This is a genomic window from Falsiroseomonas selenitidurans, from assembly GCF_012103215.1.
Classification (GTDB): domain Bacteria; phylum Pseudomonadota; class Alphaproteobacteria; order Acetobacterales; family Acetobacteraceae; genus Falsiroseomonas; species Falsiroseomonas selenitidurans.
Genome location: NZ_JAAVNE010000016.1, coordinates 1 through 26,391, shown reverse-complemented (window position 1 = coordinate 26,391; position 26,391 = coordinate 1). Strand labels below are relative to the sequence as shown.

The 26,391-nt window shown below is 71.6% G+C and carries 22 protein-coding genes, 1 tRNA gene and 1 pseudogene; 3 read left to right on the top strand and 21 right to left on the bottom strand.

Annotation, left to right across the window (positions count from 1 at the left end):
• Window positions 1-3: 3 nt before the first annotated feature.
• Window positions 4-948, top strand: a complete 945-nt coding sequence (locus HEQ75_RS11580) for a pirin family protein (RefSeq protein WP_168030558.1) — start codon at window positions 4-6, stop codon at window positions 946-948.
• 7 nt (window positions 949-955) lie between these two features.
• Here HEQ75_RS11580 and HEQ75_RS11575 read toward each other — a convergent pair whose 3' ends face one another.
• The 18 genes from HEQ75_RS11575 to HEQ75_RS11490 all read right to left on the bottom strand — a co-directional run bounded on the left by HEQ75_RS11575 (window position 956) and on the right by HEQ75_RS11490 (window position 22,939).
• Entirely contained in the window at window positions 956-1,873 is a 918-nt protein-coding gene (locus HEQ75_RS11575; protein ID WP_168030556.1) for a sugar phosphate isomerase/epimerase family protein, read from the bottom strand.
• Window positions 1,874-2,135: 262 nt separating this feature from the next.
• On the bottom strand, window positions 2,136-2,945 hold the full coding sequence (gene mazG, locus HEQ75_RS11570; protein WP_168030554.1) for a nucleoside triphosphate pyrophosphohydrolase: 810 nt from the start codon (window positions 2,943-2,945) through the stop codon (window positions 2,136-2,138).
• 243 nt (window positions 2,946-3,188) lie between these two features.
• Complete coding sequence (locus tag HEQ75_RS11565; RefSeq protein WP_168030552.1) at window positions 3,189-3,983, bottom strand: MBL fold metallo-hydrolase; 795 nt, start codon at window positions 3,981-3,983, stop codon at window positions 3,189-3,191.
• Window position 3,984: 1 nt separating this feature from the next.
• Window positions 3,985-4,761 (bottom strand): TatD family hydrolase, encoded by a 777-nt coding sequence (locus tag HEQ75_RS11560; RefSeq protein ID WP_456237389.1) that lies wholly within the window; start codon window positions 4,759-4,761, stop codon window positions 3,985-3,987.
• 2 nt (window positions 4,762-4,763) lie between these two features.
• Complete coding sequence (gene metG / locus HEQ75_RS11555; RefSeq protein ID WP_328733642.1) at window positions 4,764-6,293, bottom strand: methionine--tRNA ligase; 1,530 nt, start codon at window positions 6,291-6,293, stop codon at window positions 4,764-4,766.
• 36 nt (window positions 6,294-6,329) lie between these two features.
• Window positions 6,330-7,394 (bottom strand): DNA polymerase III subunit delta', encoded by a 1,065-nt coding sequence (locus HEQ75_RS11550; protein ID WP_235961518.1) that lies wholly within the window; start codon window positions 7,392-7,394, stop codon window positions 6,330-6,332.
• On the bottom strand, window positions 7,391-8,014 hold the full coding sequence (tmk, locus tag HEQ75_RS11545; protein ID WP_168030548.1) for a dTMP kinase: 624 nt from the start codon (window positions 8,012-8,014) through the stop codon (window positions 7,391-7,393). Before tmk ends, HEQ75_RS11550 begins: the two co-directional genes overlap by 4 nt.
• A 57-nt stretch (window positions 8,015-8,071) precedes the next feature.
• A complete protein-coding gene (locus HEQ75_RS11540) occupies window positions 8,072-9,280 on the bottom strand; it encodes a D-alanyl-D-alanine carboxypeptidase family protein (protein ID WP_235961517.1) in 1,209 nt (402 codons plus the stop codon).
• Window positions 9,281-9,327: 47 nt separating this feature from the next.
• Window positions 9,328-10,260, bottom strand: coding sequence for a septal ring lytic transglycosylase RlpA family protein (locus tag HEQ75_RS11535; RefSeq protein ID WP_168030546.1), 933 nt, complete (start codon window positions 10,258-10,260; stop codon window positions 9,328-9,330).
• On the bottom strand, window positions 10,260-11,222 hold the full coding sequence (locus tag HEQ75_RS11530; RefSeq protein WP_168030544.1) for a lytic murein transglycosylase: 963 nt from the start codon (window positions 11,220-11,222) through the stop codon (window positions 10,260-10,262). Before HEQ75_RS11530 ends, HEQ75_RS11535 begins: the two co-directional genes overlap by 1 nt.
• A 60-nt stretch (window positions 11,223-11,282) precedes the next feature.
• The gene (locus HEQ75_RS11525; protein WP_168030542.1) at window positions 11,283-12,761 is read right to left on the bottom strand and encodes an amidohydrolase family protein; all 1,479 of its coding nucleotides are present in this window, start codon (window positions 12,759-12,761) and stop codon (window positions 11,283-11,285) included.
• 120 nt (window positions 12,762-12,881) lie between these two features.
• Window positions 12,882-13,922, bottom strand: a complete 1,041-nt coding sequence (locus HEQ75_RS11520) for a lipid A deacylase LpxR family protein (protein WP_168030532.1) — start codon at window positions 13,920-13,922, stop codon at window positions 12,882-12,884.
• A gap of 84 nt (window positions 13,923-14,006) precedes the next feature.
• Entirely contained in the window at window positions 14,007-17,069 is a 3,063-nt protein-coding gene (locus HEQ75_RS11515; protein ID WP_168030530.1) for a methyltransferase domain-containing protein, read from the bottom strand.
• Window positions 17,066-18,052 carry an FkbM family methyltransferase gene (locus HEQ75_RS11510; protein WP_168030528.1) on the bottom strand — a complete coding sequence of 329 codons (987 nt, stop codon included), beginning with the start codon at window positions 18,050-18,052 and terminating at the stop codon, window positions 17,066-17,068. The genes HEQ75_RS11515 and HEQ75_RS11510 overlap by 4 nt, the downstream gene beginning before the upstream one ends.
• Entirely contained in the window at window positions 18,049-19,245 is a 1,197-nt protein-coding gene (locus HEQ75_RS11505) for a hypothetical protein (protein ID WP_168030526.1), read from the bottom strand. Before HEQ75_RS11505 ends, HEQ75_RS11510 begins: the two co-directional genes overlap by 4 nt.
• A complete protein-coding gene (locus HEQ75_RS11500) occupies window positions 19,238-19,906 on the bottom strand; it encodes an ABC transporter ATP-binding protein (protein WP_168030524.1) in 669 nt (222 codons plus the stop codon). Before HEQ75_RS11500 ends, HEQ75_RS11505 begins: the two co-directional genes overlap by 8 nt.
• Before the next feature lie 13 nt (window positions 19,907-19,919).
• Window positions 19,920-21,554, bottom strand: coding sequence for an ABC transporter permease (locus HEQ75_RS11495; RefSeq protein ID WP_168030522.1), 1,635 nt, complete (start codon window positions 21,552-21,554; stop codon window positions 19,920-19,922).
• Between the two features lie 11 nt (window positions 21,555-21,565).
• Window positions 21,566-22,939: a glycosyltransferase family protein gene (locus HEQ75_RS11490; RefSeq protein ID WP_168030520.1), complete on the bottom strand. Its 1,374-nt coding sequence runs from the start codon at window positions 22,937-22,939 to the stop codon at window positions 21,566-21,568.
• Between the two features lie 216 nt (window positions 22,940-23,155).
• Here HEQ75_RS11490 and HEQ75_RS11485 point away from each other — a divergent pair, with 216 nt between their 5' ends.
• Together HEQ75_RS11485 and HEQ75_RS11480 are read left to right on the top strand one after the other, a co-directional pair.
• Window positions 23,156-24,487, top strand: a complete 1,332-nt coding sequence (locus tag HEQ75_RS11485) for a glycosyltransferase family 4 protein (protein WP_168030518.1) — start codon at window positions 23,156-23,158, stop codon at window positions 24,485-24,487.
• 42 nt (window positions 24,488-24,529) lie between these two features.
• Window positions 24,530-24,619 (top strand) — tRNA-Ser (locus HEQ75_RS11480).
• A 138-nt stretch (window positions 24,620-24,757) separates the two neighbouring features.
• Here HEQ75_RS11480 and HEQ75_RS11475 read toward each other — a convergent pair.
• The 3 genes and pseudogenes from HEQ75_RS11475 to HEQ75_RS11465 form a co-directional block, all read right to left on the bottom strand.
• Window positions 24,758-25,480, bottom strand: coding sequence for a hypothetical protein (locus HEQ75_RS11475; protein ID WP_168030516.1), 723 nt, complete (start codon window positions 25,478-25,480; stop codon window positions 24,758-24,760).
• A 2-nt stretch (window positions 25,481-25,482) separates the two neighbouring features.
• Entirely contained in the window at window positions 25,483-25,932 is a 450-nt protein-coding gene (locus HEQ75_RS11470) for a hypothetical protein (RefSeq protein ID WP_168030514.1), read from the bottom strand.
• Window positions 25,933-25,953: 21 nt separating this feature from the next.
• Window positions 25,954-26,286 (bottom strand): annotated as a pseudogene (locus tag HEQ75_RS11465) (transposase); the annotation flags it as partial.
• Window positions 26,287-26,391 lie beyond the last annotated feature (105 nt).

Genomic DNA, 26,391 nt, shown 5'->3' with positions numbered 1-26,391 from the left:
CGCATGTCCATCGCCACCGACCCGACCGACCCGCTGCCCCCGGGCCTCGAGACCGTCATCCTGCCGCGCACCCACGACATCGGCGGTTTCGAGGTGCGGCGCGCCCTGCCGGCGAAGGAACGGCAGATGGTCGGCCCCTTCATCTTCTTCGACCAGATGGGCCCGGGCGAGTTCCTGACCGGCAAGGGCGTGGATGTCCGTCCGCACCCGCATATCGGCCTGTCCACCGTGACCTACCTGTTCGAGGGCGAGATCCTGCACCGGGACAGCCTGGGCACCGAACTGCCCATCGCGCCCGGCGACGTGAACTGGATGACCGCCGGCCAGGGCATCGTGCATTCGGAACGCACGGCGGCGCCGCGCCGGGTGGCGCCGCACCGGCTGTCCGGCATCCAGTCCTGGGTCGCCCTGCCCAAGGCGCATGAGGAGACGGCACCGGCCTTCGTGCACCATGGCAGCGCCAGCCTGCCGACGCTGGACGCGGAGGGGGTGAAGCTGCGGCTGGTGGCGGGCGCCGGCTGGGGGCTTTCCTCCCCGGTCGCGACGCTGTCCGAGCTGTTCTACGCCGATGCGGTGCTGGCGCCGGGCGCGCAGGTGCCGATGCCGGACCTGCAGGAGGAGCGCGGCGCCTATGTCTTCGCCGGCAGTGTCGAGGTGGCCGGCCAGGTCTTCGAAGCCGGGCGGATGCTGGTGTTCCGCGCCGGGGACCGCATGGCGCTGAAGGCCGGGGCGCAGGGCGCGCGGCTGCTGCTGCTGGGCGGGGCGGCCATGGACGGGCCGCGCTACCTGTTCTGGAATTTTGTCAGTTCTTCCCGTGACCGGATCGAGCAGGCCAAGGTGGATTGGGCGCGGGATCGCTTCGGCACGCCGGTGCCGGGCGAGACGGAATGGATCCCGCTGCCGGAGAAGAAGGTGGTGCGCGCCGGGGAGGGCGCGCCCACCAGCTAAGCCGGGGCTACTCGGCAGCCCGCGCGAAGGGCGCGGGCGCCAGCTTCAGCCGCTCCACCCAGGCGCGGCTGGTGGCGATGGCCTCGGGGAAGGCGCTGCGGTAGCGGTGGTTGACCTCGACATCCGCCACCAGATCCTCCGGCCACTCGCAGCCCTCGGCCAGCGCCGCCCAGGGGATGCTGCCCCAGCCCATCGGCAGGTGCAGGTCGCCGACGCCGAAGGCCAGCATCTCGGTCACCGTGTAGGTCCAGAAATCGTTCGGCCGGCCGAAGCTGTCATGCAGGTGCAGGTGGCGCGACAGCGGCGCCAGCGCCTGGGCTTCCTCCAGGAAATCCGCGCCCCACTGGCCGCAATGCAGCCAGCCATGGCTGATGTCGAAGGTCGCCATGACGTTGGGATGCGCGATCGCCCGCAGCTCCCGCGCCAGGCGGCCGGGCAGGGCGGTAGCCTTGATGCCGGTGAACTCGAAGATGTTCTCGACGCAGAGTGTCACCCCATGGTCGCGGGCGACATCGCCCATGCGGGAGAGATGTTCCCGCTGGCGGTCGAAGGCGGCCTCGATGCCGGCCGCCTGGCTGGTGGGAACGAAGCCCGAATGGATCACCAGGTTGCGGCATTCCAGCGCCGCCGCGGCCTCGATATTGGCACGCAGCACCTCCAGGTGCAGCGGCAGGCGGAAGGCCTCCTCCATCAGGTTGATGCCGAGATGGCCGTGCAGCACGTAGCCCAGGGGGCGGTCGGCGCAGATCCGCCGCACCGCCGCCAGGCGCCGCGGCTGGATGCGGCCGCCGAAGATCACATCCAGCGCATGCAGCGGCAGTTCCGCCATCGCCACGCCCAGCGCCTGCGCGTCATCCAGGGCGGCGGGCAGGTCGGCCCAGTCGGGGTCCTTCACCTGGATGGTCAGCGAAAGCGGCGGGGTCATGGGCAGGACCTCTCTGAGGAAGACGCGCCAGTCTAGCCTGACGGCTTGGCGGCGGGCGGGCGGCGCCGTGAAGCCTGGATGAAAGCCATTTGTTCATGGTTCGTTCGGTGCCGGGTCACCCCCTGGCCAGCGCCTTGTCGCACTACAACACGATTGTGTCGTGCTACGACATCCGCGATCCTGGCCGCCGCGACACGCGGCAAGAGGCTGCCGGCGGAAGGCAACACCAGGGAACGTTCAGTGAACGCTCGCCCCCGAGGGCTCAGCCGCCGGCCGCAGCTTCGGCCGCCTTCACCGCCTGCCATTCGGCCTCCATCGCCGCCAGCCCGGCATCCGCCGGCGCCTGGCCGCGCGCGGCCAGGCGCGCCTCCATCTGGTTGAATCGACGCTCGAACTTCGCATTGGCGCCGGCCAGGCAGGCTTCCGGGTCCAGTTCCAGCTTGCGGGCCAGGTTCACCATGACGAAGAACAGGTCGCCCAGCTCATCCGCCTGGCGCGCCCGGTCCATGCCCGGCAGCTCGGCGCGCAACTCCGCCGCTTCCTCCTCCAGCTTGTCCAGCACCGCCGGGGCGTCCGGCCAGTCGAAGCCGACACGGGCGGCGCGGCGCGCGATCTTCAGCGCGCGGGTGAGGGCGGGCAGCCCCACCGGCACCCCGGCCAGCGTGCCGGCCTCGGCCCGCGCAGCGCGCTCGGCGGCCTTCTGCGCCTCCCAGGCGCGCTCCTGCATGCCGGCGTCGCGGGCGGCGGCCTCGCCGAAGACATGCGGGTGGCGGCGGATCATCTTGGCGGCGATCGCCTCCGCCACCTGGGCGAAACCGAAATGGCCGGCCTCCTGCGCCATCTGCGCGTGGTAGACCACCTGCAGCAGCAGGTCGCCCAGCTCGTCCAGAAGCTGGGGGAAATCCGGGCCGCGGGCGATGGCGTCCGCCACCTCATAGGCTTCCTCCACGGTGTAGGGCGCGATGGAGGCGAAATCCTGCACCTGGTCCCAGGGGCAGCCATCGGGGGCGCGCAGCCGGGCCATGATGGCAAGCAGGCGGGCCAAGGCGGCGCCGGGGTCGGAATCGGTCATGGGGGAAGGGCTCCTTGCTGGCGGCATCCTGGCGCAGGCGCGCGGCGCGGCAAGGCGTCGGGGATTCATCCCCGGAACCAGGCGGCGGCGACACCGGTCGGACACAGGCTTATCCCCATGCGGAATTGCCGCATAAGGTATATTATGGAAAGAAAAACCGCTGGGGATAAGTCGGGGAGAAGTCCGGATCCGGGATGAGGATCGCCAGCAAACCGGGGGTGCGCTGGAACGGAGGGCGAACGCTCAGCCTTCCGCCACCTCCAGCACCATCCCGTCATGCGCCGGCTCCACGCCCGCCGGCAGCGCCTCGCGCAGCGCCGCGTAATCCAGGTCGATGCCCATATGCGTCAGCACCGTGCGCCGCGGCCGCATCCGCGCCACCCAGTCCAGCACCTGCGCCACATGCGCATGCACCGGATGCGGCCGGCGCTGGAAGCAGCCGACCACCCAGGTGTCCAGCCCCTCCAGCCCCGCCAGGCTCTCCTCCGGCATCGCCACCACATCGGTGGAATAGGCGAAGCGGCCGATGCGGAAGGCAAGCGTTTCCATCACCCGGTGATCCTGGCGCAGCACCTGCACCGGCATCCCTGCCATCGCCACTGTCTCGCCCACCAGAACCGGCCGCGGTGTCAGCGCCGGTCGGTAGAAGCCGGGCGGCGTCGGCGGGCGGAAGGCGTAGTCGAAGCGCTGGGCGAGCAGCGCCAGCGTCTCCTCGGTGCCGAAGGCGTCCAGCGCGGTGCCGCGCAGCCGGTTCACGCTGCGCAGGTCGTCGATGCCCAGCACATGGTCGGCATGGGCATGGGTGAAGGCCACGGCATCAATCGTTGCGATACCGCAAGACAGGAACTGCTGCCGCAGGTCCGGCCCGGCATCGATCAGCAATCGGCGCCCGGCCGCATCCTCGACCAGGGCGGAGGTGCGGCTGCGCCGGTTGCGCGGCTCCGCCGGGTCGCATTCGCCCCATTCGCCAGAACCGCCCGGCCCGCCCAGCTGCGGCACGCCGGCGGAGCCGCCGCAGCCCAGCAGCGTGACCCGCACGCTACCGAGCCCGGCTGAACAGGCGGCGGAAATTCCCCGTTGTCAGCGCCGCCAGCGCCTCCAGGCCGAGCCCCCTCACCTCGGCCAGCCTGGCCGCGGTGTGCACGGTATAGGCCGGCTCGCAGCGCTTGCCGCGCAGCGGCACGGGGGCGAGGTAGGGGCTGTCCGTCTCCACCAGCAGGCGCTCCGCCGGCACTTCCGCCGCCACCGCACGGATGGCGTCCGATTTCGGGAAGGTCAGCATCCCGCTGAAGGAAATGTAGCCGCCCAGCCGCACCGCCGTCCGCGCCAGCTCGGCGCCGGAGGAGAAGCAGTGCAGCAGGAAGGGAAACGTCCCGGCCGCATCCTCCTCCTCGAGGATGGACGCGATATCGGCATCCGCCTCGCGCGCATGGATCACCAGCGGCAGCCCGGATTGGCGGGCGGCGGCGATGTGGCGCCGGAAGCCCAGCTTCTGCGCCTCCCGCGGGGCCTTGTCGTAGAAATAATCCAGGCCGCTTTCGCCGATCGCGACCACCTTGGGGTGATCGGCCTCCGCCAGCAGGGTCTCCACGCTCGGCACCTCGCCCTCGCCGGCATTGTGCGGGTGGATGCCGACGGCGGCGAAGACGTTGTCGTAGCGGTCCGCGATCTCCCGCACCGTCGTGGCGCCGGGGCCGATGCGGGTACCGATGGTCACCATCACGCCGACGCCGGCCGCCCGCGCCCGGGCCACGACATCCGCCTGCTCCGCCCCCTGGAAATGGTCCAGGTGGCAATGGCTGTCGACGATCAGCATGCTCAGGCGGCCTGTTCGATCTTGCGGAACAGCGGCTCCGGCGGCGGCAGCGCCAGGCCGCCGGGCAGCTTCGTGGACAGGGCGTCAAGCCCCCTCGCCGCCTCCGGCAAGCCCAGCTGGTCCAGCAGCTTGGCCATGGTCCCGGGCATGAAGGGCTGCAGCAGGGTGGCGAAGACGCGCAGCGCGTCGTGCAGATGGCGCAGCACGGCCAGGCCGCGCGCCGGGTCGGTCTTCTTCAGCGCCCAGGGCGCGGCGACCGTGATGTAGCCATTGGCATCGCGCACCGCGGCCATGATGGCCTCCAGCGCCAGGTGGAATTCCTGCCGGTCCAGATGCGCGCCGACCACGCCGGGCAGCGCCGCGACCTGGGCGGCCAGTGCGGCATCGGCCTCGGTCGGCGCGGTGGCCTCCGGCAGCACGGCGTCGGCGTTGCGCTGGATCAGCGACAGGGTGCGGTTCGCCAGGTTGCCCAGCGCATTGGCCAGCTCGCCATTCAGCCGGTTGACCAAGGCGGAGCGGGAGAAATCGCCATCCTGGCCGAAGGGCACTTCGCGCAGCAGGAAATAGCGCAGCGGGTCCAGGCCGAATTCCTCGACCAGCGCCACCGGGTCGATGACGTTGCCGAGGCTCTTCGAGATCTTCTGCCCCTCATTGGTCCACCAGCCATGCGCGAAGACGCGCTTGGGCGCCGGCAGCCCGGCGGCCAGCAGGAAGGCCGGCCAGTAGATGGCGTGGAAGCGGAGGATATCCTTGCCGACGAAATGCACCTCTGCCGGCCAGAGCTGCCACTCGGGCGCGGCTTCGTCCGGGTAGCCGAGCGCGGTGATGTAGTTGGTCAGCGCGTCGATCCACACATACATCACATGCGCATCGTCGCCCGGCACCTTCACCCCCCAGGTGAAGGAGGTGCGGGAGATGGACAGGTCCGAAAGCCCCGATTTCACGAAGGCCACCACCTCGTTCCGCCGGCTGGCCGGCAGGATGAAGTCGGGGTTGGCGTCGTAGTAGGCCAGCAGCTTGTCGGCCCAGTTGGACAGGCGGAAGAAGTAGGAGGGCTCCTTCACCCATTCCACCGGCGCGCCGGAGGGGGCGTATTTCACGCCGTCACGCTCCACCAGCTCATCCGGCCCGTAGAAGGCCTCGTCGCGCACCGCGTACCAGCCCTCATAGGCACCAAGGTAGATCTCGTCATTCTCGACCAGCTTCGTCCACAGCGCCTGGCAGGCACGCTTGTGGCGTTCCTCCGTCGTGCGGATGAAGCCGTCGTTCGAAAATCCCATGGTGGCGGTGAGGTCGCGAAAACTCTGGCTGACCTTGTCGGTGAAGGCCTGCGGGTCCATGCCCGCATCCTGCGCCGCCTTCTCCACCTTCTGGCCGTGCTCATCCGTGCCGGTCAGGAAGTACACCCGCCGCCCCTGCAGCCGCCGCCAGCGCGCCAGCACATCGGCCGCGAGCGTGGAATAGGCGTGCCCGACATGCGGTTTGTCGTTCACGTAATAGATCGGCGTGGTGATGTAGGAGCTTGTTGTCACGGCTTTGACATCCGATATCGCGGTCAGCGCGCCCATTCACCGCCGGGGCGGCGTGAGCCAGAGAAGCGCGGTCAGGACCGCCTGCTTGCGGTCCAGGCTGAGCACATCCGTCTCGGCTGCGAGTTGTCCCAGCCTATCCCACAGGGTCGACCACTCGGCAAGCGCGCGGCCCTCCAGCCAGGGGGCCGCCCCCTGCCCGCGCGCCGCCTGGCGCACGGCGGCGGAGAGGGCGCCGCGCAGCAGCGCCATAAAAGTGGCGAAGCCGCTGCCGTCGCGCTTCGCCGCCACCGCCTCGGCCACAGGGTGCCAGTGGCGGCGGCCGGCCAGGTCGGCCAGCACCTGGTCGACCAGCGCCTGCATCGCCAGCCCCTCGCCTTCCGCCAGCGCCACCGCCTGCCCGGCCGAGCCCTCGGCGATCCGCCCCAGCGTTGCGCGTTCCGTGGTGGAGAGGCTGGGCAACAGCCGCATCAGCAGCGGGTCGAGGTCGGCCGGCGCCAGGGGCGCCAGGTCCAGCCGGCGGACGCGGCTGCGGATGGTGGGCAGCAGCCGGTCGGGTGCCGCCGTGGTCAGCACCAGCACGGCGCGCGGCGGCGGTTCCTCCAGCGTCTTCAGCAGGGCATTGGCGGCTTCCGGGCGCATCAGCTCCGCCCCATCCACCAGCACGAAGCGCCAGCCGCCCTCGGCCGGGGTCATCGCCAGGAAGCGGATGGCATCCCGGGAATCCTCCACCCGGATCACCCGCTTCACCCCGCCCTCCCCGGTATTCGGGCGCAGCGCGCGCAGATCGGCATGGGCGCCGGCCAGGATGCGGCGGAAGGTCGGGTGCCCGGGGTCGAGGTGCAGCGGCGCCGAGCCGGCAGGCAGCCCGCCCTCGGCCCCGCCGGCCAGCAGCCAGCGGCCGAAGCGGTAGCCCAGCGTCGCCTTGCCGATGCCGGGCGGCCCGGCGAGCATCCAGGCATGGGGCAGACGGCCGGACCGGGCGGCGCGTTCCAGCACCTGCGCCGGCCCGGCATGGCCGAACAGATCGACCATGCCGCGCACCGGAAGGTCCGGATCCTCCTCGAATTCCTGGACCTTGGGCATGCGCGGGGCGCGGCTCATGGCAGGCGGGCATCCACCAGGGACGCGATCGCCGCCGCCACCGCCCCCGGCGGCCGCGCCGCATCCACCACGGCGCAGCGCCCGGGCGCCGCCGCGGCGATGGCCAGGAAGCCCTCCCGGATGCGCTGGTGGAAGGCCTCGTCCAGCCGCTCATAGCGGTCCGCCGCCACGCCGCGCGCCCGGGCCCGCGCCAGCCCCGCCGCCACCGGCACATCCAGCACCAGGGTCAGGTCCGGCGCCTGGCCTTCCAGCGCCACCGCCGCCAGCGCCTCGATCGCCGCGGCGGGAACGCCCTGGCCATGGCCCTGATAGGCGCGGGTGCTGTCGACGAAGCGGTCGGAGATCACCCAGATGCCGGCCGCCAGCGCCGGGCGGAGGGTGGAGACCAGATGGTCGCGCCGCGCCGCGAAGACCAGCAGCGCCTCCGCCACCGCATCCAGCCCGGCCCCGCCCAGCAGCAGCCGGCGCATCGCCTCCGCCCCCGGCGCGCCGCCGGGCTCGCGGGTCAGCAGCACCGGCAGGCCGCGGGCCGCCAGATGATCCGCGAGGCGCTGCGCCTGGGTGGATTTCCCGGCACCCTCCCCGCCTTCGAGGGAAATGAAACGGCCCTGATCGCGCATGGCCCTATCTCGCCGCGAAACGGCGCCGGCTCAACCCCGCAGGGCGGTCTTCGGTGGTCAGCCGGCGAACCAGCGCCCGATCACGGCGGGAATGCGCGGCAGCAGGCCCAGCCGGTCCACATCCGCCCCCGCGATCAGCGGCACCGTCATCTCCGGCACGCCCTGGCCGGCGATCAGCAGCGTGCCGATGCCCTGCCCCTTGCTGACCGGCGCCGGCACCGGTGCGTCGTAGCGCACCCGCACCTCCAGGTTGCGGCGCCATTGCCGTGGCAGGGTCAGCACCAGGTCGCGCCCGGCCACCAGCGGCACGGTGGCGCGGTCGCCGAGATAGACCGGCACCTCCTCCACCGTATCGGCGGCGCGGAAGACGACGACGTTCTCGAATTCCCGGAACGCCCATTCGAACAGCCGCTCGCTCTCCTCCGCCCGTGCCCGCATGGTGGGCAGGCCGTTCACCACCAGGATCAGCCGCCGCCCGCCGCGGATGGCCGAGGCCGTCAGGCCGTAGCCGGCTTCCTCGGTATGCCCGGTCTTCAGCCCATCGGCGCCCGCCACGCGGCTCAAGGCCGGGTTGCGGTTCTCCTGGCTGATGTCGTTCCAGCGGAAGCTGCGCTCGTTGTAGTAGCCGTAATATTCGGGGAAATCATGGATGATCCGGCGCGCCAGATGCGCCAGGTCGCGGCTGGTCATCCGGTGATCCGGGTCCGGCCAGCCCGTCGCGTTGCGGAAGGTGCTGTCGCGCAGGCCGATCCGCCGCGCCGTCTCGTTCATCAGCTCGGCGAATTGCGTCTCGGACCCGCTGATGCCTTCCGCCAGCACGATGCAGGCGTCGTTGCCGGACTGGATGATGACGCCGCGGGCCAGGTTCTCCACGCTGATGGTGTTGCCGACCTCCACGAACATCTTGCTGCCGCCCATCCGCCAGGCCTTCTCGCTGACCGGCAATTGCTGGTCGAGCCGCAGGCGGCCGTTCTTCAGCAGCTCGAACACCACATACATGGTCATCAGCTTGGACATGGAGGAAGGCGGCATGCGCTCCTCCGCCGCCTTCTCCAGCAGCACCGCGCCAGTGTCATAGTCGATGATCAGCGCATGGCGGGCAGCGGTATCGAGCGGCCCCAGCGGCGTATTGGCGGGGCTGGTCGGCGCTGGGGCGGGGCGGGCCGCCGGCGTCGCGCCACGGCGCTGCGCCTGCGCCGCCGGCGTCGCCAGGCCCATCCCGGTGGCGAGGCCGGCAGCGGCCCCCATCATGTCTCGGCGGCGCATCGGCAGCCTCCCTGTCCCAGGCGGGGCGCCAACCCCGCGAATCGGCCTCAATCGACCAGTATTCGTGCTTCGGATACGCCCGCGCGCAGCGTTCCCTCAAGCGCCCTGTCGGCCTCCGCCACGCTGGCGAAGGGGCCGAGGCGCACGCGGTAGCTCGGCTGGGCGCCGCGGCCACGGCCGCCGAGTGCCTCCACCCGCGCGCGCAGCCCGAACAGCCGCGCCGCCTGGCGCTCCGCCATGTCGCGGCGGGAGAAGGTGGCGGTCTCCACCCAGAGCCGGCCGGGCTGCGCCGGTACCCGTTCCAGCCGCTCCGCCAGTCGCAACGGCGGTGCCGCGGCCGTGGCGGCCGCCAGGGCCGCACCGGCCTGCCCGGCACCCGGCAGCGGCCGCGCCGCCCGCAGCCGCCCGGCCTGGGTGGCGCCTGGCGGCGGCGCCAGCGCCTCCTGCTCCACCGTGCCCAGCGGGGCCGCCTCGATCCGCAGGGGCGCCGCCTCCGTCGTCGGCAGCCCGGCGGCCAGGGCGCGGGAGGGCTCGCCCACCACCTCGATCCGCACCTGCGCCGCCCCGCCGGGGGGCACGCCCAGCAACTGCGCGGCCCGGCGCGACAACGCCACCACCCGTCCGGGGTTGGCCGGCCCGCGGTCGTTCACCCGCACCGTGGTGCGCAGCCCGGTCTCCAGGTTGGTCACCATCAGCAGCGCCGGCATCTGCAGGGTGCGGTGCGCGGCGGACAGCGCCGCCGGGTCGTGGATCTCGCCGTTGGAGGTGCGCCGCCCGGCGCGGGCATCGGCGGCAACGCTGGCCAGGCCCGTGGTGTCCAGCGCAAAATCCTCGCGCGGATAGGACCAGACGCCGCCCATCTGGTAGGGCTCCCCCACCGTATAGCGCGGCTGCGCCTGTTCCGCCGGCCGACGCGGGCCGCAACCGGCCAGCACCGCCAGCGCCAGCGCCGCCGGAAGCCCGATGGTGGCCAGGCGCATCAGGCGACGCGGTCCGACAGCAGCCCGACGGCCAGCGCGTAGTAGTTGGACGGGTTGTAGCGCCGGATGACGTTGAAGTTGTGGTAGATGAGGAAGGCCTGCCCGCTCGGCCCCGGGATCAGCACGGCGGCCGGCATGTCCAGCATCGGCAGCGGCACGCCATCCGGCCGGCGCACGCCGGCGCGCACCCAGTCCCGCAGGGGCCGCATGTTGTCGCGCCGCGCCTGGTCGGGGTCGAACCCGGCCGGCAGCACCACCTCCCGCCCCCACAGCTCATCGTCCCGCCAGCCGGAGCGGGACAGGTAGTGGCCGATGGAGCCCAGCGCGTCCTGGCGGTTGTCCCAGATGTCGCGCCGGCCGTCGCCATCCATGTCCACCGCCAGACGGTCGAAATTGCTCGGCATGAATTGCGGGTGGCCCATGGCGCCGGCCCAACTGCCGCGCATGCGCGCCGGCGCCACATGGCCGGCTTCCAGGATCTTCAGCGCGGCGATCAGCTCGTTGCGGAAATAGCTGGCCCGGCGCCCGTCCCAGGCCAGGGTCGCGAGCGACTGGATGACGCTCATATTGCCGGTGAAGCCGCCGTAATTCGTCTCCAGCCCCCAGATGGCGGTGACGATCCGTGGCGAGACGCGGAAACGGCCCTGCACCGCCTCCAGCGTCGCCCTGTTGTCGGCGAAGGCGCGGCGCCCGGCCTCGATGCGTTGCTGCGACAGCCGCGCATCGCGGTACTGCTCCCAGGTCTGGGTGAATTCCGGCTGCCGCCGGTCCAGCTCCAGTACCCGCGCATTCGGCTGCAACCCGGCGAAGGCGCGGTCGAGCGTCATGGCGGAGACGCCGGCGCGCCGCGCCTCGCCGCGCATGCCATCGAGGAAGCTCTCAAAGCTCTGGCTCGCCGCCTGCGCCCGCCCGGCGAGCAGCAGGGTGGCGGCAGAGAGGAGGAATCGCCGGGTGGCTGTCATGCCCGGTGCTTGCCACAGCCGGGGGTGGCGGGGCAACGCAAGGTTGCGACGGCCACCGCCTCAACCCGCGGCGGCCGCCATGGCCGCCGCCCGCGCCTGCAGCCGCGCCCGGCGGCGCCCGGCCTCCGGATCGGTCAGAAGGCCGTCGCGCTTGCGCAGCCGGCCATCGACGATCACGGTTTCGACATCCCCCGGCCCGGATTGCAGCAGCACCAGCCCGGCCGCGTCGCCAAGCGGTGCGGTCAGCGGCGAATCGGCACGGACCAGGATCACATCCGCCCCTTTGCCGGGGGTCAGGCTGCCGGTGATGCCGTCCAGGCCGAGCCCGGCGGCGCCGCCCAGCGTCGCATGGTGCAGCATCTGCCGCGCGGTCAGGCGCGGCGGCGTGGCGACGGTGCCGGTGGCGGCGATGCTCTCCAGGTTCATCCGGTGCATCTCGGCCGCCATGGCGACGCGCAGCTGCGGCAGCAGCCCGCCGCCGACCATGGAGGGGATGTCGGTGCCGACCGAGACGCGCATCCCCGCCGCGGCAGCGCGGAACAGGGACGGATGGCCATGGCCCATGCGCAGTTCCACCTCCGGCGTGGAACACAGCATCACGCCGCGCGCCGCGGCCAGCCGGTACTCATCCGGCTCATGGTTGTTGGCGTGGATGATCTGCAGCCGCTCGTTCAGCAGCCCGGCGGCGTCCAGCTGCGCCAGCAGGCGCGGCTTGCGGTTGGCATAGATGCTGGCGCCGGTGTGGATGGCGATCGGCACGCCGAGTTCCGCCAGCCGCCGCATATCCGCCAGGGCCGGCGCCAAAGGCGCGAAGTCCGGCCCCTGCAGGCAGGTCCAGATCCGCACCAGCCCCGCCGCCCGCCGCGCCAGCAGGCGGCGCGCATGGTCGAGCATCCGCGCCTGGATCGGCCCGGCCTCGGCGCCCTGCGGCACCGGCGGCGCGGTGTAGGCCAGCACGGCGCGGATCCCGGCCGCATCCAGCCCGGCCAGGGCGGCATCGGCGTGGTCCGGGCTCATCGTCTCCCGGCTCCAATCCATCACCGTGGTGACGCCGGCCGCGATCTGCTCCTGCGCGCCCACCTGGTCGGCCAGGGCCACGTCGTCCGGAGTCATCCGGTTGGAATGGCGCAGCACGATGGTCTGGAAATAGCCGACGAAGGAATGCTCGGTGGACAGGCCGCGCTGCATGGTCTGTGCCAGGTGGATATGGCCGTTCACCATGCCGGGCAGGGCAATGCGCCCCGCCCCCTCCAGCACCAGCGCCCCCTCCGGCCCGGCGATCTCGGGCGCCACGGCGCGGATCCGGCCGGCTTCGATCAGGATGTCGCCGCGCGGCAGGTCGCCGATCGCCGGGTCCATGGACAGGATATGCGCGCCGCGCAGCAGGATGGGCTGGTCCGGCGCCGGCAGGGGCTGGGCGGCCGCGGGTTGCGCGGCGGACGGCCGAGGCGCGACCAGGGGGGCGGCGCCCAGCGCGGCGGTGCCGGCGGCCATCAGGCGGCGCCGGCCGAGGCCGGCGGCTTCGGGGGTCTCGGTCATGGCTTGGCTGTTCCTTCCCGCGGCCCCTTCCGGGGCTTGGGCAAAGGCTGCCTGCAATCGTTTGCATTTTCAACCGGAATGCAGCGAGCGGCCACCCTGCCAGGGCGCGCCGCCCGCCGGTCAGAACCGCGCCGTGAGGCCGATCGAGCCGAAGGCCTGCAAACCGCCGGTCTGGCCGTAGAATTCCTCCGTCCGCCAGGTGTGGGTGTAGGCCAGGCGGAAGCCCCGCCAGTGCACGACGACGCCTGCGGAGGCATCGCCGACCAGGGGGCGCCGGTCCACCGAGGGGCTGTCCTGCCAGGTGTTGCCGTCCAGGAAGATGTCGCGCGCCACGGCACGGCCCTGGCCGCCGGCGAAGACATACCAGCCGAAGGTCTCACGCGGCTGGAAGAAGGCGGAGCCGACCAGCGCCGGGCGGATCCGGGGCGGGCCGTAATCCGCGTCCAGCCCCTGGCCCAGCCGGAAGATCGCCCCGGCCCCGGCATAGGTGGCGACATTGCCGAGCGAGACGGAGACGGAGGGCAGCAGATCCGCCTCCAGCCCGCCGGCTTCCCAGGGCGCACTGCGCAGCGTGCGCTCGAACACCAGGTTCACCGCCGGCTCGTCCCGCAACTGGCTGTCCCAGCCTTTCGCGGTATCGACCCGGATGGCCTCATGCACCGTGTTCTGCACGAATTCGCCGCCGGCGGAGGGGCCGACGACGCCCACCTGCAATTCCAACGTGCCGAGCGAGGCGCCGGAATCGCGCTGCAGCACCAGCGCGCCATACAGCAACCCGGCATAGGGCCGGTCGCGCGGGTTTGGCACCGCAATCTGGGTGTCCTCCGGCGTGTAGATCGCGTGCACCAGCCCGGCACCCCAGCGGACGGAGCCGGGGCCGAGCAGCGCCGTCGCCCGCTCATCCATCCAGCGCAGCAGGCCGGGCAGTTCGGCGGAAGGCGAGCGCCAGACCAGCTGCAGGCCGCTGGTGTAGTTGCGGTCGGTGCCGCCCAGCGTATCGTTCTCGTAGTTGAAGGTCAGGCCGCCCTGCGGGTCCGGCGGGGGTGGCAGCGGCGCCTCCCCCTGGCGCGGCAGGACCTGCCCCAGGGCATCGGGCGCGGTGCCGGGCAGCGCCAGGGGCGAGGCGGCGAGCAGGAGGAGCGGCAGCAGACGTCTGATCATGGGCGCATCTATCGCGCGGCGCCGGCGCCGTCCAACCGGCGCCGGGCCGCAACCGGCCCGGATACCGGCTTCAATTTCGCGGCATCAGGCCCCGACCATGTGCAGGCTGGCGGGTTCCGCGGTGGTGGCGGTGACGGTCACCCAGTCATGCCCGCCGACGAAGCGGCCCACCTGGCGCTCATTCACCCCCAGCAGCGCGAAGCCGGCCGCTTCCGCCATGGCGGCGAAGCCGCGGGCGTTGAAGGCCCACAGATGCTGTTCCGCCGGGTAGATCGCCTGCAATTCCTGCAGCGGGGACCCCACAACCAGCATCCCGGGCTGCATCAGCCGGTAGTCGCGCAGCACCGCCAGCGGGTCCGGGCAATGTTCCAGCACCTCGAAGGCGGTAACCAGGTGGATGCGGCGGCCGGCGGCCAGGGCCTGGGCTTCCGCCACGTCGCCCACTTCGAACCGGCAATGTGCATTGCCCAGATTGCCGGCCACCACCCGGGCGCGCTCGATCGCCGGGGCGTTGAAGTCGAAGCCCAGGAAGCTGCACCGCCCCTGGATGTTCCGCGGCGGCTGCACGCCGTTCATGATGACGCCGTAGGAACAGCCGGCATCCACCCAGAGGATCTCCTCCCCCGGGAAGCGGTCGCCCAGCAGGCGCAGCGCCAGTTCGATCTCGCGCGCCGCCATGTTCAGCCTCGTGGCGTGGTCCAGCCCGCCGCGCATGGTGTCGAGGCCCGTCACCAGATCGGCGGCAATGGGCTGGGCGGCCATGCCGCGGGCTTCGGACCGGTAGAAATCGATATATTCACGGAACGGCTTCGCCGGCTTCGGGTACAGCGGCGGCCGCGCCGCCTCCCGCCGCAGCCGCAGCGCCAGCCGCGCGGTGGCGTTGCCGGCCATGTCGAAGCGCACCCAGCCGGCCAGGATGGCGGTGATGCGGAAGGCACATTCCTGCGCCGCCAGCGCCGCCTGCCACGCTGCCACCGGGGCCGCGCCGGGGCCGGTGGCGGCCACCAGCTGCCGCATCAGCGCCGCCAGCCGGTCCGTCAGCGTCGGATCGACCAGCCCGGTCAGGCTGTCCGGCCGCTGCAGCAGCCGCTGCACCCGCGCCTCCAGCAGCGCCGGCGGGGGGGCGCCGCGCGCCGCGTCCAGCAGCAGGGTCGCCAGCAGGTCCTGGCATCGGGTCCCGCCATCCAGCAGCGCCTCCATCCCCTGCAAGGTCCGGTCGAGCTGCTCCAGCAGGTAGTCCGGGCCGAATTCGCTGCGCTGCACGGCCAGCCGTTCCGGCACCGTGGTGGCAATGCGTTCCAGCAGCAGCATGAACGCCTCCACCCGGGCCTGGCCAGCCTGCCGCCGCATGGCGGCCAGGTTCACCACCAGGATGCCATTGGTGCAGCCGACCAGGTGCAGCCAGGGCGCCAGCAGCGGGTTGGCCACCAGCGTGCGCAGGCGGAAATCCTCGGCGCAGGCCAGCAGCAGCACCGCCTCCTCGTAGCGCGCGGCCACCGCCGCCAGGGGCGCGCCGCGGCCCGGCAACTCGAACAGCGTGGCCACCACGGCCAGCCGCCCGCCCGGCGCCGGCCAGGCCAGCGGCCGGCCGCGCTCCAGCGGCTGCAGGAAGCCCTGCATGGCGGCGGGCCAGACATGGTCGGGCGCCGCCATCTCCAGCAGCCCGCGCAGCAGCGGCAGGTCCAGGCTGAGGTTGCGCTGCACCGGCGGGGGCTCCGCCTCCGCCGGGTGATGCGGCACATGGTCCAGCAGCGCCTCGGGCGAGGCCGAGGCCCAGGCCGCGCCGGGCCAGAACAGCGCCCCCAGCGTCGCCGGGCCGCGCAGCGCTTCCGCCACCGGCCCCAGCGTGATCTCGCCGATCGCCAGCCCCTTCTGGCGCAGGTCGTCGATGCTCGGGTCCACATCGTGGTGCGAGCGGGTGAAGGGCACCTCGATGGCCAGTTCGCGGCGCCCGTCGCCGGCATCCGGCAGGTCGAAGCGCGCCCGCAGCAGCGGCGAGCCCTGGCCGTGTTCCACCTGCGGCGGCGCGCTGGGTGCCACGCCGTCCAGCGTCAGCGCCACACCCTCCACCGCGCCCCAATCCAGCACCGAGACCAGCCGCATCGTCAGTTCCACCGCGTGCAGCTGCGGTGCGCGCAGGCGGACCGTGGCGCGGCGGCCGGGGCCGGTCCAGCGCGAGAGGGTCTCGCCCTCCCCTTCCCGCACATGCCAGCCGGTGCCGTCCAGCGCCTGGTCCATGCCGAAGCGGGTGGTGCCGCCCTCCAGCACCGTGGTCACCAGCGCCGGGTCAGGCCGGTAGTAGCTGCGCGACCGCCGCGGGATGCGCGGGCCCGCGATCAGCCCCTGCGCCGTGTCCCACAGCTTCTGGTCGACGCTGTTGTACTCCGCGATCAGCGCCTCCACCTCCGGCGTCAGCGGTGGCAGCGGCGCGTCGGGGGCGACGTTCAGCGGCCGCACGGAATCCGGCGGCGACCAGCCATAGGCCTCGGCGATCTGCGCCATGCCCTCATCCAGCCGGTCGGCGGTGGTGATGACATCGTGGCTCGCCAGATTGGCCAGTGCGGTCTGCAGCAGCGTCGCCTCGTCCATCGTCTCGCTGCTGGCGTGGCCGGCGATCATCCGCGCCTGGGCGTTGCGGAAATGCGGCTCCGCGAAGCGCAGCCTGGCCTCCAGGAACTCGCCCAGCGACAGCTCCCGCGCCGCCTGGTAGGCGGCCCGGTAATCCTCGCCCAGATCCACCATGCTGGCATCGACGCTGCGCCGCCAGTGGCGGTACTGGCTGATCAGCCGCGCCCGCGGCTCTCGCAGCACGGTGACGATGAACAGCCTCTCTCCCGGCGGCAACGCGGCGGCGATCGCATCCAGCTTGTCCTGGTCCAGATGGCTGCCGATGCCGAGCGCCCGGTATGGCGGGACGATCTGCGCCAGGATCGGGTCCGCGGCGCCGGAGGTCAGCGCCATGCGCAGCGTGCCGGCGATCTCCCTGGCCGCGAAGCGCTGCGCCAGCGCCGCGCCGAAGGCGGTGCCGGCGGTCTTCGGGATGTGCAGGAAGGCGAGCCGCAGCCCGGCGGCCCAGCCGCCGGCGCGCTCGCCGGCCTCGCTCAGCAGGTCATCCTGTGCGCGCAGCGCAGAGACGGGAGCATTCATCGAAAGGGGTCCTCCTCGGTCTTGATCCAGACATAGTCGCCATGCGGCGCGGTCTCGCGCATTGCGGCGTGGGTCATCGGCGGCGAGACATGGATGCCGCCATCGCCGGCCAGCACCGGCTGCACCAGCCGGGCGCGGTAGCCGAGCGCCGCCAGATGCCCCCACACCGCATCGAAGGCGGCGCGCAGCCGCGGCGTGCCGTGGCGGTAATGCCCGGCGGTCCATTCGGTGATCAGCTTCAGCCGCGGCGAGGCGCGCAGCGTCTGCAGCGCGCCGAGCAGGGCGAAGGGCTCCGAGCCCTCGATGTCGAGATGCAGCAGGTCGAGCTTCGGCAGGGCCAGCTGCGCCACCACCGCGTCGATGGTGGTGCTGCGCGCGGTGAAGGGCAGCATCAGCCCCATGCCCTTGATCCAGCGCCCGCCCCCGTCCAGCAACTGCCCGACGCTGTCGGCCGTCCACAGCGCCTCGGCCAGGTCGCGGCGCGCGCCGTCCGCGGGCGGGGCCTGCGTCGGCCCGAGCACGGCGCCGCCGCCGAGGTATTGCGGGTCGAAGTGGAAGGCCACCGCTTCGTCCGCCACCTCGGCCAGGGCACGGGCGATCACCTCGGTGTTGTCGATGGTGCCGTTCCAGTAGAGCGACTTCATCAGGAAGGGCAGGATGTGCGGGTTGGGCTCGATGCCGATCACCCGGCCCGTGGCGCCCACCATCCGCCCGGCGAGGCAGACGAAATAGCCGAAATTGGCGCCGGCATTCAGGTAGATGTCGCCCGGCCGCAGCAGTTCCTGCACCAGCCGCGTGGTCCAGGCCTCATGCACCCCGTCGCGCGTCACGCCGATCGCGACATCGAGGTTGAAGGCCGGCACGACCATGAAGCCGCCCCAGCTGGACTCCACCAGCAACTCCCCGGGCCCGAGTGGCACGACGCGCCGTGGCCGCTGCAGATCGGGCATGGCGGTGGCGGGACTGCGCGCGAGGTGGCTCATGCGAGATGCTCCCGAAGTGCCCTGAGGGCGATGAGGCCGACGAACCAGGCCAGCAGCGCAGCGGCCAGGACGGTCAGCGTGTTGGTGATGCGCGCGGGGTAGATCGCGCTCTCCGGCGCCACCGGCCGCACCACCGGCGCCAGGTAGACCTGCTGGCGGGAGGCCTCGGCCCGTGCGCGTTCCAGCGCCGCCATGGCCGATTCATAGGCGCGCTGGGCGAAGATCGCCTCCGTCTCCACCGCCTCGAAGCCGCCGATGCTGCCGGACAGCGCCGCGCCCTCCGGCGCCGCTTCCGTCAACCGCGCCTGCACCGCGGCGATCTGTTCCTGCGTGCCGCGGATATTGCCCAGCAATTGCAGCACCGGCGTCGCGCTGTCGCTCATCACGCCGCGCAGCGTGGCGAGCTGCGCCTGCATGGCGATGAGCTCCGCCTGCAGGCGCACCAGATGTTCCGAATAGGCCTGCGCGTTGCGCCGCGGGTCCATCACCTGGCGGCTTTCGCGAAAATCCTGCACCGCCTGCCGCGCCGTGGCGAAGCGGCGTTCCGCCTGCGCCACGTCGCGTTCCGCCGCCGCCATCACCTCCGCCCGGCTGCGCGCGGACATGTCGTTGACCAGCGCCTCGGACGCCGCTTCCACCGCCTGCGCCAGCGCCAGGGCATCGGCGGCCGAGAAGGCCCGCACCTCCACCGTGACGATGCCGCTGGCGCGGTCGAAATAGGGCTGCACCTGGCGCCGCCAGGCACGCAGCGCCACTTCGATCGGCGCCGCCGGGTCCAGCCGCGCCAGCGGGTCCGCCGCCGCGGCGCCGAGGATGCCGCGCACATCGGCATGGCGTGCCACGGCCTGGATGGCGGCGCGGGATTGCAGGTGCTGCACCACGGCATAGGCATCCGTGTTGCCCGCCGCCGCGCCCGCCAGCATCCCGGCCGGCAGCGTCGCCCGTGCCGGGTCGGCCGGGCGCACGGCGAAGCGGATCTCCACCGCGAACTGATCCGCGGCGCCATAGACCTGCCAGGTGCCGAAGCCGATCGTCGGCGCCACCACCAGCAGCAGGAAGCCGAGAAGCGCGCCGATGCCGCGCCGTGCCTTGCGCGGCGCCTTGCGCGGCGGCGACGGCTTGGCCGGCGGCGGGCGATCGGCCGGCTGCACCCTGTCCAGCACCGGCGCGGGCCGGGCCACGGTCTCAAGCATCCGCCACCCCCATGAGGTCTGCATAGCGTTCCAGCGCCTCATCCACCGTGTCGAAGGGGATGAGCGCGCCGCCGGACAGGATCGCGCAGCAATCGCAGAGGCTGCGGATCGTGTGGCTGTTGTGCGAGACGAGGATCAGCGAGGCATGGCGCAGCCTTTCGCGAAAGGCGGCGACGGAGCGGGCGCGGAAGCGCGCATCCCCGACCTCGGTGATCTCGTCCACCAGGTAGACGTCGAAATCGATGGCGAGCGAGGCGCCGAAGGCGAATTTCGCCATCATGCCGCTGGAGTAATGCTCCAGCGGCGCGTCCATCTCCGCCGCCATCTCGGTGAAGTCCGCCACCGCCGCCACCACGCCGCGCGGGTCCAGCCCATAGACGCGGGCGAGGAAATGCAGGTTCTCCCGCCCGCTGAGCTGCGGGTGGAAGGTGCCGGCGAAACCCATGGGGAAGGAGACGCGGCCATGCCGGTGGATGCGCCCGGCATCCGGCGGCTCCGTCCCCGCGATCAGCCGCAGCAGCGTGGATTTGCCGGCGCCGTTCGGCCCCAGCACGCCCACCTTCAGCCCGGCGGGGAAGGCGAGCGTGGCGTCGCGCAGGATGTCGCGCCGGCCGCCATCGGCGGTGCGGTAGCTCTTGCTGACGCCTTCCAGCACCACCATCACAGCGCCCCCTTCATGCCGGCCGCCGCATCTGCCGCGCCGTGGCGGCGAACAGCGCGGTGCCGGCCAGCAGGGCGCCGATGGTCCACTGGAACAGATAGGGGATGTCGAGGAACGGGCTCTCGTAGCCGTGGAAGTAGCTCTGCCGCATCCATTCGGTGACATGCACCAGCGGGTTCAACAGGATCAGCCGGCGGATGTCCTCCGGCATGTCCAGCGGATGGTAGAAGACGCCGCAGGTGAAGTATTGCAGCCGCAGGAAGCTCGGCCACAGCTTCTCCCAGGCCGAGGTGTAGCTGGACGCCACCATGTTCACGCAGGCGATGCCGAAGGCGAACAGGAACAGCATCAGATAGGCGCCGACCATGCCGGCCGGGTCCTCCGGGATGCGGCCCACGCCAGTGGCGATCAGGAAGCCGAAGGTGATGCCGGCCACGACGAGGTCGGTGACGGCGGAGAGCACCGCCTTCGCCGCCAGCACGTCGAACAGCCCCACCGCCGGCACCAGCAGCAGCGCGCGGTTCGCCGCCGGCAGGTCCATCGCGCGTTCCGTCATATGCGCGAAGAACAGGAAGGACAGCACGCCGGTCATGTAGAAGGTCAGCATCGCGTCGCCGATCGGCGGCTGGCTGTCATGGCCGAGGAAGAAGAAGACCGCGCTCAGCAGCAGCACATGCGACAGCGGCTCCACCAGCGCCCAGGCGTAGCCGAGCCGGCTGGCGGAGAACATCGTCCGCGTCTCCCGCAGCAGCAGCGCGTCGATGATCCGCGCCCGCGCCGCCAGCCCCTGGCCAAGCGGCGCGGCGGTCGGCGCGGCGAGGTCCGGCGGCACCTGCGCCCAGCCGGCCGGCTGGCGCGGCGCCAGCCTCGTCACCCCGTCGGCAGCCGCCCTGCCCGGCGCTGCCGGCACCTCCGCCGCATGGGCGGTGCGGATCTGCTCAGCATGCGGGGCGTGCAGCGTGGACAGCCGCGCGGCGCGGTTGGCGGCGGCGATCGCTTCCGCGGTCTGGCCGAGGTCGAGCAGCCCGGTGGAGGCGAGCCGCCAACCCTGATGCGAATCGGGCGCCGCGCCGATGGCCCTGCCGGCCGCCAGCAGCGCCGGGCCGGGCTGGCCGGCGCGCAGCAGCAGGCCGGCCAGATGTTCCATCGGCTCCGGCTGCTGCGGCGCGGCTTCCGCGGCGATGCGCGCGGCCTCCAGCGCCTCCGCCTCCCGCCCCAGGAGCATCCAGGTGCCGGACAGGGCGCGCGCCACCAGGGCGCTGCTGGCCGCCCCCTGCCAGGCCGGGCGCAGCAGCGCCTCCGCCAGCCGGTGCCGGCCGGCCACCAGCACCAGGGAGGCGAAATGCACCCGCGGCCCCTCCGCCGCCGGCTCCGCCGCGGCGGCGGCCAGGGCCGCGACCAGGTCCGGCCCGCCTGCCGCCCGCGCCAGGCCCAGCTGCGCCAGCGCCGCCGCCATCCCCGCCGCATCGGCGGCCGCCAGCAGGCCCGGCAGGTCGGCCCGCCGGTCCAGCAGCAGCGCGGCCAGCAGCGCCTCGGCCGGCGGTGGTGCCGGCCAGCCCTGGTACATCGCGGCGGCCGAGGCCGGCAGGCCGGCTTCGATCGCGGCGGCGACGGCCTGGAGCGGGAGCCGGGCGTTTTGCGCGGCCATCGTCGCGCGTCCTACTCGGCTGGCACGCGGGTTGCGGGCAGCGTTTCGCTGGCGGGTGCCGCGGGCTCGGCGGGGCGCTCGGGCGGCGCCATGCCGGGCGGCAGGCTGACCCGCAGATAAAGCGCCGCGTTGCTCTGGGTGTCATAGACCAGGCGGTGGCTGGTGGAGGGCGGCGGCCCGGCTTCGATCCGCTGGGCCAGCTCGGCGAAATTGCCGATGTCGAAGAACTCCACCCGGTTCGGGTGGTAGCGGGCATATTGCAGGAAGGCCCGGGTGCGGGAGGCGATGACGCGACAGCCCATCTCCACCGCCATGGCGATCGGCCCGCTGCTGGACTGCCCGACCTCGAGGTAGGGCAGCACCACGCTGTCGCACAGCGCCATGGCGGCCATGAATTCGCTGTCGCTCAGCACGCCCATGAAGTGCACGCGGTGGTGGAGATCCTGCGGGTGCCGGGCCAGCAGGTCCTTGGCGGACCCGTCCAGCGCCAGGCTGGTGGCGCCGCTGCCGGCCAGCAGCGTGTCCAGCAGGCTCTGGCCGATATGGCCCTTGTCCAGCAGCCGGGTGATGTAGGGGTCGCGCGGCTGGTGGCGGGCGATGGCCTGCGGGTGGATGCCGCCGAAGACCAGCAGATGGTGGTCCTCCGGCAGGTAGCGCAGCGCCTCCATCGCCGTCTCGAACCCCTTGTAGGGCGACAGGAAGCCGAATGTGCCGATCAGCTTCGCCTCCGGCGGCAGCTGGGCGACGATCGGGAAGTCGGCGCGGCGGGCCTGGGCGCGGATCTGCGCCGCCGGCCCGGCCGCCACGAAGGAAAGCGGGTGGTGGTGCACCTCGCGCAGCCGGTGCACGTCCTGCAGCAGACGCATGTCGCGCTTGGTGTGGGTGATGATGCGCACCGGCTTGCGCCGCTGCTGCCGCCGCAGCTCACCATAGACGCCCTGGGACAGCAGGTGGGAACGGCCATTGTCCAGCAGCGTCGCCATCGCCCCCACCAATTCCATGCGCTTCAGGCGGCCCATCACCTCCTGCAGCGGCATCCAGATCTCATCGAGGATGGTGTGGAAGGTGACGGAGACGGCGGGGGCGGCGCGCACCAGCCAGCGGAATCTTCTCAGTATTTGGGACTGGGTCCGGCCGAGCGTGCCGTACTCCAGTTGGATGTTGACGCTGTCGAATTCACGGAGACGCAGCGCTATTTTTTTGATGTGCTGGTCCGCCAGCTTCTGCACCCGGCGGTGCGGGCTGCGCAGCAGATACTGGTCGAGGTCGAACACCTCCACCTGCATCACCGGCCGCAACTGCTGCTCCAAAGCCCTTGTGTAGCCTGCGATTCCGCAAAGCTCATCATAGGTGCTGACGATCGCGAGGCGCGGATTTTGCGCCATGCGGTGACCCGTGGGACGGGTTTTCGATCCGATGTGCACAGCCGATGCGTTCCTGTTTGCGTTTGTTCAGCAACTCAGGGTAGATCGATACACGTTTGCGTCAACGATGTCCAATAGTGTGGGTGCCGTCTTCAGCAACCGGGACGATAAAATGCTGATGATTAACACGCGAAGGTTGACATTTTTTGAGACGCTTCCCAGCCGGGCGGACTCGCCATGAGCACGGAGGTCCTCGCCCTGCTGCGCGACGTCACGCGCGCCCCGCCAAGCCGGCCACCCGCGCCGCTTCCCCGGCCCGGCCCGGCCCGGCCGGCGCTGGCGCGCCCGCCAATCTGGCTGGACCTCTCGCGCCTGCTGTGGCGTGTCTTCCGCGGCACGCTGACCGGGGTGGACCGGGTCGAGCTCGCCTATGCCGAGCATCTGCTGATGCTGGCCGGCGACCGGCTGCGCTTCGTCGCGCATGACTATCGCGGCGGCTTCGGGCTGCTGCCGCACCGCCGCACCGCCGCCCTGGTGCGCGCCATCGGCCCGGCCTGGGAGGATGGCTCCCTGCCCCGCCTGGCGCCGCGCGCCCTGGCGCTGTTCGCCGGCAGCGTGCTGAACCTGCGGCGCGTGCCCCCGGCCGGGCCCCTGCGGCCGGTCTACCTCAATGTCTCGCACCACCCGCTGGCCAAGACCGCGGCAGTGGGCGCCCTGCTGCGCCGGTCCGGCGCGGCGCTGGTGCCGCTGGTGCACGACCTGATCCCGCTGGACTGGCCGGAATACGTGCCGGCACCGGAAACCCTGCGGCACCGGGCACGGCTGCGCACCATCGCGGACCATGCGGAAGGGGTCATCGCCAATTCCGCCGCCACCGCCGCGGCGCTGCGCCCGCTGCTGCCGCCCGCGCTGCCGATGCTGGCGGCGCCGCTCGGCGTGGTGCCGCGCCGCGCCGCGCCCCTGCCGCCCGTGCTGCAGGATGGCAGGCCCTTCTTCCTGTGCCTCGGCACCATCGAGCCGCGCAAGAACCACCTGATGCTGCTGCATCTGTGGCGGCGCCTGGCGGAGGGCCCCGGGCCGGTGCCGCGCTTGGTGCTGGTGGGCAATCGCGGCTGGGACAATGAGCAGGTGCTGGACCTGCTGGACCGCTGCACCCGACTGGCGCCGCACCTGGCGGAACTTGGCCGGGTGCCGGATGGCGTGGTCGCGGGGTTGATGGACCATGCCCAGGCGCTGCTCATGCCCTCCTTCGTCGAGGGTTTCGGCCTGCCGGTGGCCGAGGCGCTGGCCCGCGGCACGCCGGTGCTGTGCAGCGACATCCCCGCCCATCGCGAGATCGCCGGGCCGGTGGCGGAATATCTGGACCCGCTGAACCTGCCGGCCTGGCTGGCCGCGGTACAGGCCTATGCTGCCCCGCAGGCGCCACGCCGCGCCGCGCAGCAGCGCCGCATGGCTGGTTGGGAAGCGCCGGGATGGCCTGCGCATCTTGACGCGGTGCTCGGCTTCGTCGAGGAGCTGGCCCGTCGCAATGGGCGGCGGGAGGCCGAATGGGCGCAGGCCGCCGCCTGAACCCATGGCCGGGCGCCGCGCTTGGCGCTAACTTGGCCTCCGGGATGGGTGGCCGAGTGGTTTAAGGCAGCGGTCTTGAAAACCGCCGTGGGGGCAACTCCACCGTGGGTTCGAATCCCACCCCATCCGCCAGTTTCGCTCCGGTTCGCACTGCTACGCGGCTTTTCGCTCCACCGCGCCCCCCGATCGTCAATCTTGCCTTTGCTGGTAATAGATACGACTTTCGTCCCAACGCGTGACCATACTGAGTATATCGATTGGCAGCCGAAGCTACGCGTTCTCAAAAGGAAATGGCGTGCGGCGCCAGAAGCGCTGTAGGCGGTGATGGGCGATCGTCCGCTCCTCCATCTCGTGCAGGAACGCGGCGATAGCCGACCGGTCACCAGTCTGCAGCGCGTCCAGAAGTGCTCCACGTCGCTGATGCTCCTGAATGCCAAGGGGCGACGACGGAGTGCCTGTCCTTTCGATATACGCCTTTAGCCTGTCGGCGGCCGTGGCGAAGTCGCCCCGCATCGCAGCCAGCCATCCGTCGATGAGATCGATCGGCCCACTGTCGAAGAGCGATCCACGCAGAGCGCTGACCCACGACAGCACATCGGCGAATTCCCGTACCGAATTCAAGAACGGTGGCACCTTCGCGTTGAAATTGCGCAGCAGATGCGTCTGATATTCCGGCGCAAACATGTCCTGGAGGAGACGCGGGGGACCTTCGCCCTCGCCTCGAACCCAATGTCCGGGCGGCGGCACGCCAATGACGCGTTCGACTTCGAAGCCCCGCCTGTCGCCAAGCGCTGAGGGTGGCGAGAATCGCGAGAGCGGAATCACTGACAACTCCATGTCCGAGCTACCGGCACAGGCTGTCCGGCCAATATAGAGCCCGATGATGGCCGTCTCGATGGGCGGGCGGAACAGCCAGCGGCCGCGTAGCACCAGATCAGGATGCTCGACCAAAATCGGGGCGAAGATTTCGCGAAGCTGCTTCGGGCTGGCCATGCTCAGGGCGTGCGCCGCAGTTCGATGACGAGAACGCGCGGGTTGGCGATGTTGCCGCTCCGTTGGCCGAAAGCATGTGCTGTTGCGTCGATGCGCGCTGCCTGCGCCGCGCTCAACCCGGTCGTCCCAGTCTTGATGTCATAGGCGCAGATTGTGTCGGTTCCCTCGACGCGGTGATAGATGTCGAGGCGCGTTGATCCTGCCGTACCGTAGGGACGGACTAGATTCTCGACCACGGACAGCTCCGATCTGACCACGCTTGAGGCCGTGCCATATTGCCGTCGCAAGCCATGGTGCATCGCCGTGTGGACATCCATTCCCCATCGCTGCGGCGAGCGTCCTTTGCGCGGCACCCCCGCGGCGATCTCGCTCAGTCTTTCCTCGAACTCCGCGGTCTTCGGGCAGAAGTCGCGCACCCGCTGCTCCGAAAGCTGGCCGACCGTGACCCGCACACCGGCCTCATACGCCCGGTGTCATGTTCTGACCTGTGCGTATGCACGCGATGCGATGGTGGTGATCTGTTCTGGCTGTGCGATGAGCCAGTTCCATGCGTCGCAGCAGGCCTCGACGATGGCGTCGTAGCTGTCGAAGACGCGGTTGCTGAGCTTGTTGGAGCGCAGGAAGGCCCAGACGTTCTCGACTGGGTTCAGTTCAGGGCTGTAGGGCGGCAGGTGCAGCAAGGTGACGTTGTCCGGCACGACGAGCCGGCCGCCGGTCTGGTGCCAGCCCGCGCCATCGACGATGAGGACGGCGTGGGCGCCGGCTGCGACGGTGCGGCTGATCTCGGCCAGGTGCAGGGTCATCGCATTGTGGAGTGGCCCCCATCAAACCGGACACGCGGCATGGTTGGCTGACTGCAGGGCGATGAACTCACGGGGCGAGCGCATGCGCAAGCCGGAGTGCGGGTGGAT

What these genes read in the sequence shown, in the direction of transcription:
- HEQ75_RS11540 (WP_235961517.1), bottom strand. Translation starts at nt 9,280, where the DNA reads ATGCGCCGCCGAGACATGATGGGGGCCGCTGCCGGCCTCGCCACCGGG.
- HEQ75_RS11520 (WP_168030532.1), bottom strand. Translation starts at nt 13,922, where the DNA reads ATGATCAGACGTCTGCTGCCGCTCCTCCTGCTCGCCGCCTCGCCCCTG.
- HEQ75_RS11500 (WP_168030524.1), bottom strand. Translation starts at nt 19,906, where the DNA reads ATGGTGGTGCTGGAAGGCGTCAGCAAGAGCTACCGCACCGCCGATGGC.
- HEQ75_RS11535 (WP_168030546.1), bottom strand. Translation starts at nt 10,260, where the DNA reads ATGCGCCTGGCCACCATCGGGCTTCCGGCGGCGCTGGCGCTGGCGGTG.
- HEQ75_RS11580 (WP_168030558.1), top strand. Translation starts at nt 4, where the DNA reads ATGTCCATCGCCACCGACCCGACCGACCCGCTGCCCCCGGGCCTCGAG.
- HEQ75_RS11550 (WP_235961518.1), bottom strand. Translation starts at nt 7,394, where the DNA reads ATGAGCCGCGCCCCGCGCATGCCCAAGGTCCAGGAATTCGAGGAGGAT.
- HEQ75_RS11510 (WP_168030528.1), bottom strand. Translation starts at nt 18,052, where the DNA reads ATGAGCCACCTCGCGCGCAGTCCCGCCACCGCCATGCCCGATCTGCAG.
- HEQ75_RS11530 (WP_168030544.1), bottom strand. Translation starts at nt 11,222, where the DNA reads ATGACAGCCACCCGGCGATTCCTCCTCTCTGCCGCCACCCTGCTGCTC.
- HEQ75_RS11575 (WP_168030556.1), bottom strand. Translation starts at nt 1,873, where the DNA reads ATGACCCCGCCGCTTTCGCTGACCATCCAGGTGAAGGACCCCGACTGG.
- HEQ75_RS11485 (WP_168030518.1), top strand. Translation starts at nt 23,156, where the DNA reads ATGAGCACGGAGGTCCTCGCCCTGCTGCGCGACGTCACGCGCGCCCCG.
- HEQ75_RS11475 (WP_168030516.1), bottom strand. Translation starts at nt 25,480, where the DNA reads ATGGCCAGCCCGAAGCAGCTTCGCGAAATCTTCGCCCCGATTTTGGTC.
- HEQ75_RS11490 (WP_168030520.1), bottom strand. Translation starts at nt 22,939, where the DNA reads ATGGCGCAAAATCCGCGCCTCGCGATCGTCAGCACCTATGATGAGCTT.
- HEQ75_RS11525 (WP_168030542.1), bottom strand. Translation starts at nt 12,761, where the DNA reads ATGACCGAGACCCCCGAAGCCGCCGGCCTCGGCCGGCGCCGCCTGATG.
- tmk (WP_168030548.1), bottom strand. Translation starts at nt 8,014, where the DNA reads ATGCGCGATCAGGGCCGTTTCATTTCCCTCGAAGGCGGGGAGGGTGCC.
- HEQ75_RS11505 (WP_168030526.1), bottom strand. Translation starts at nt 19,245, where the DNA reads ATGCTTGAGACCGTGGCCCGGCCCGCGCCGGTGCTGGACAGGGTGCAG.
- HEQ75_RS11560 (WP_456237389.1), bottom strand. Translation starts at nt 4,761, where the DNA reads ATGCTGATCGTCGACAGCCATTGCCACCTGGACCATTTCCAGGGGGCG.
- HEQ75_RS11495 (WP_168030522.1), bottom strand. Translation starts at nt 21,554, where the DNA reads ATGGCCGCGCAAAACGCCCGGCTCCCGCTCCAGGCCGTCGCCGCCGCG.
- HEQ75_RS11515 (WP_168030530.1), bottom strand. Translation starts at nt 17,069, where the DNA reads ATGAATGCTCCCGTCTCTGCGCTGCGCGCACAGGATGACCTGCTGAGC.
- mazG (WP_168030554.1), bottom strand. Translation starts at nt 2,945, where the DNA reads ATGACCGATTCCGACCCCGGCGCCGCCTTGGCCCGCCTGCTTGCCATC.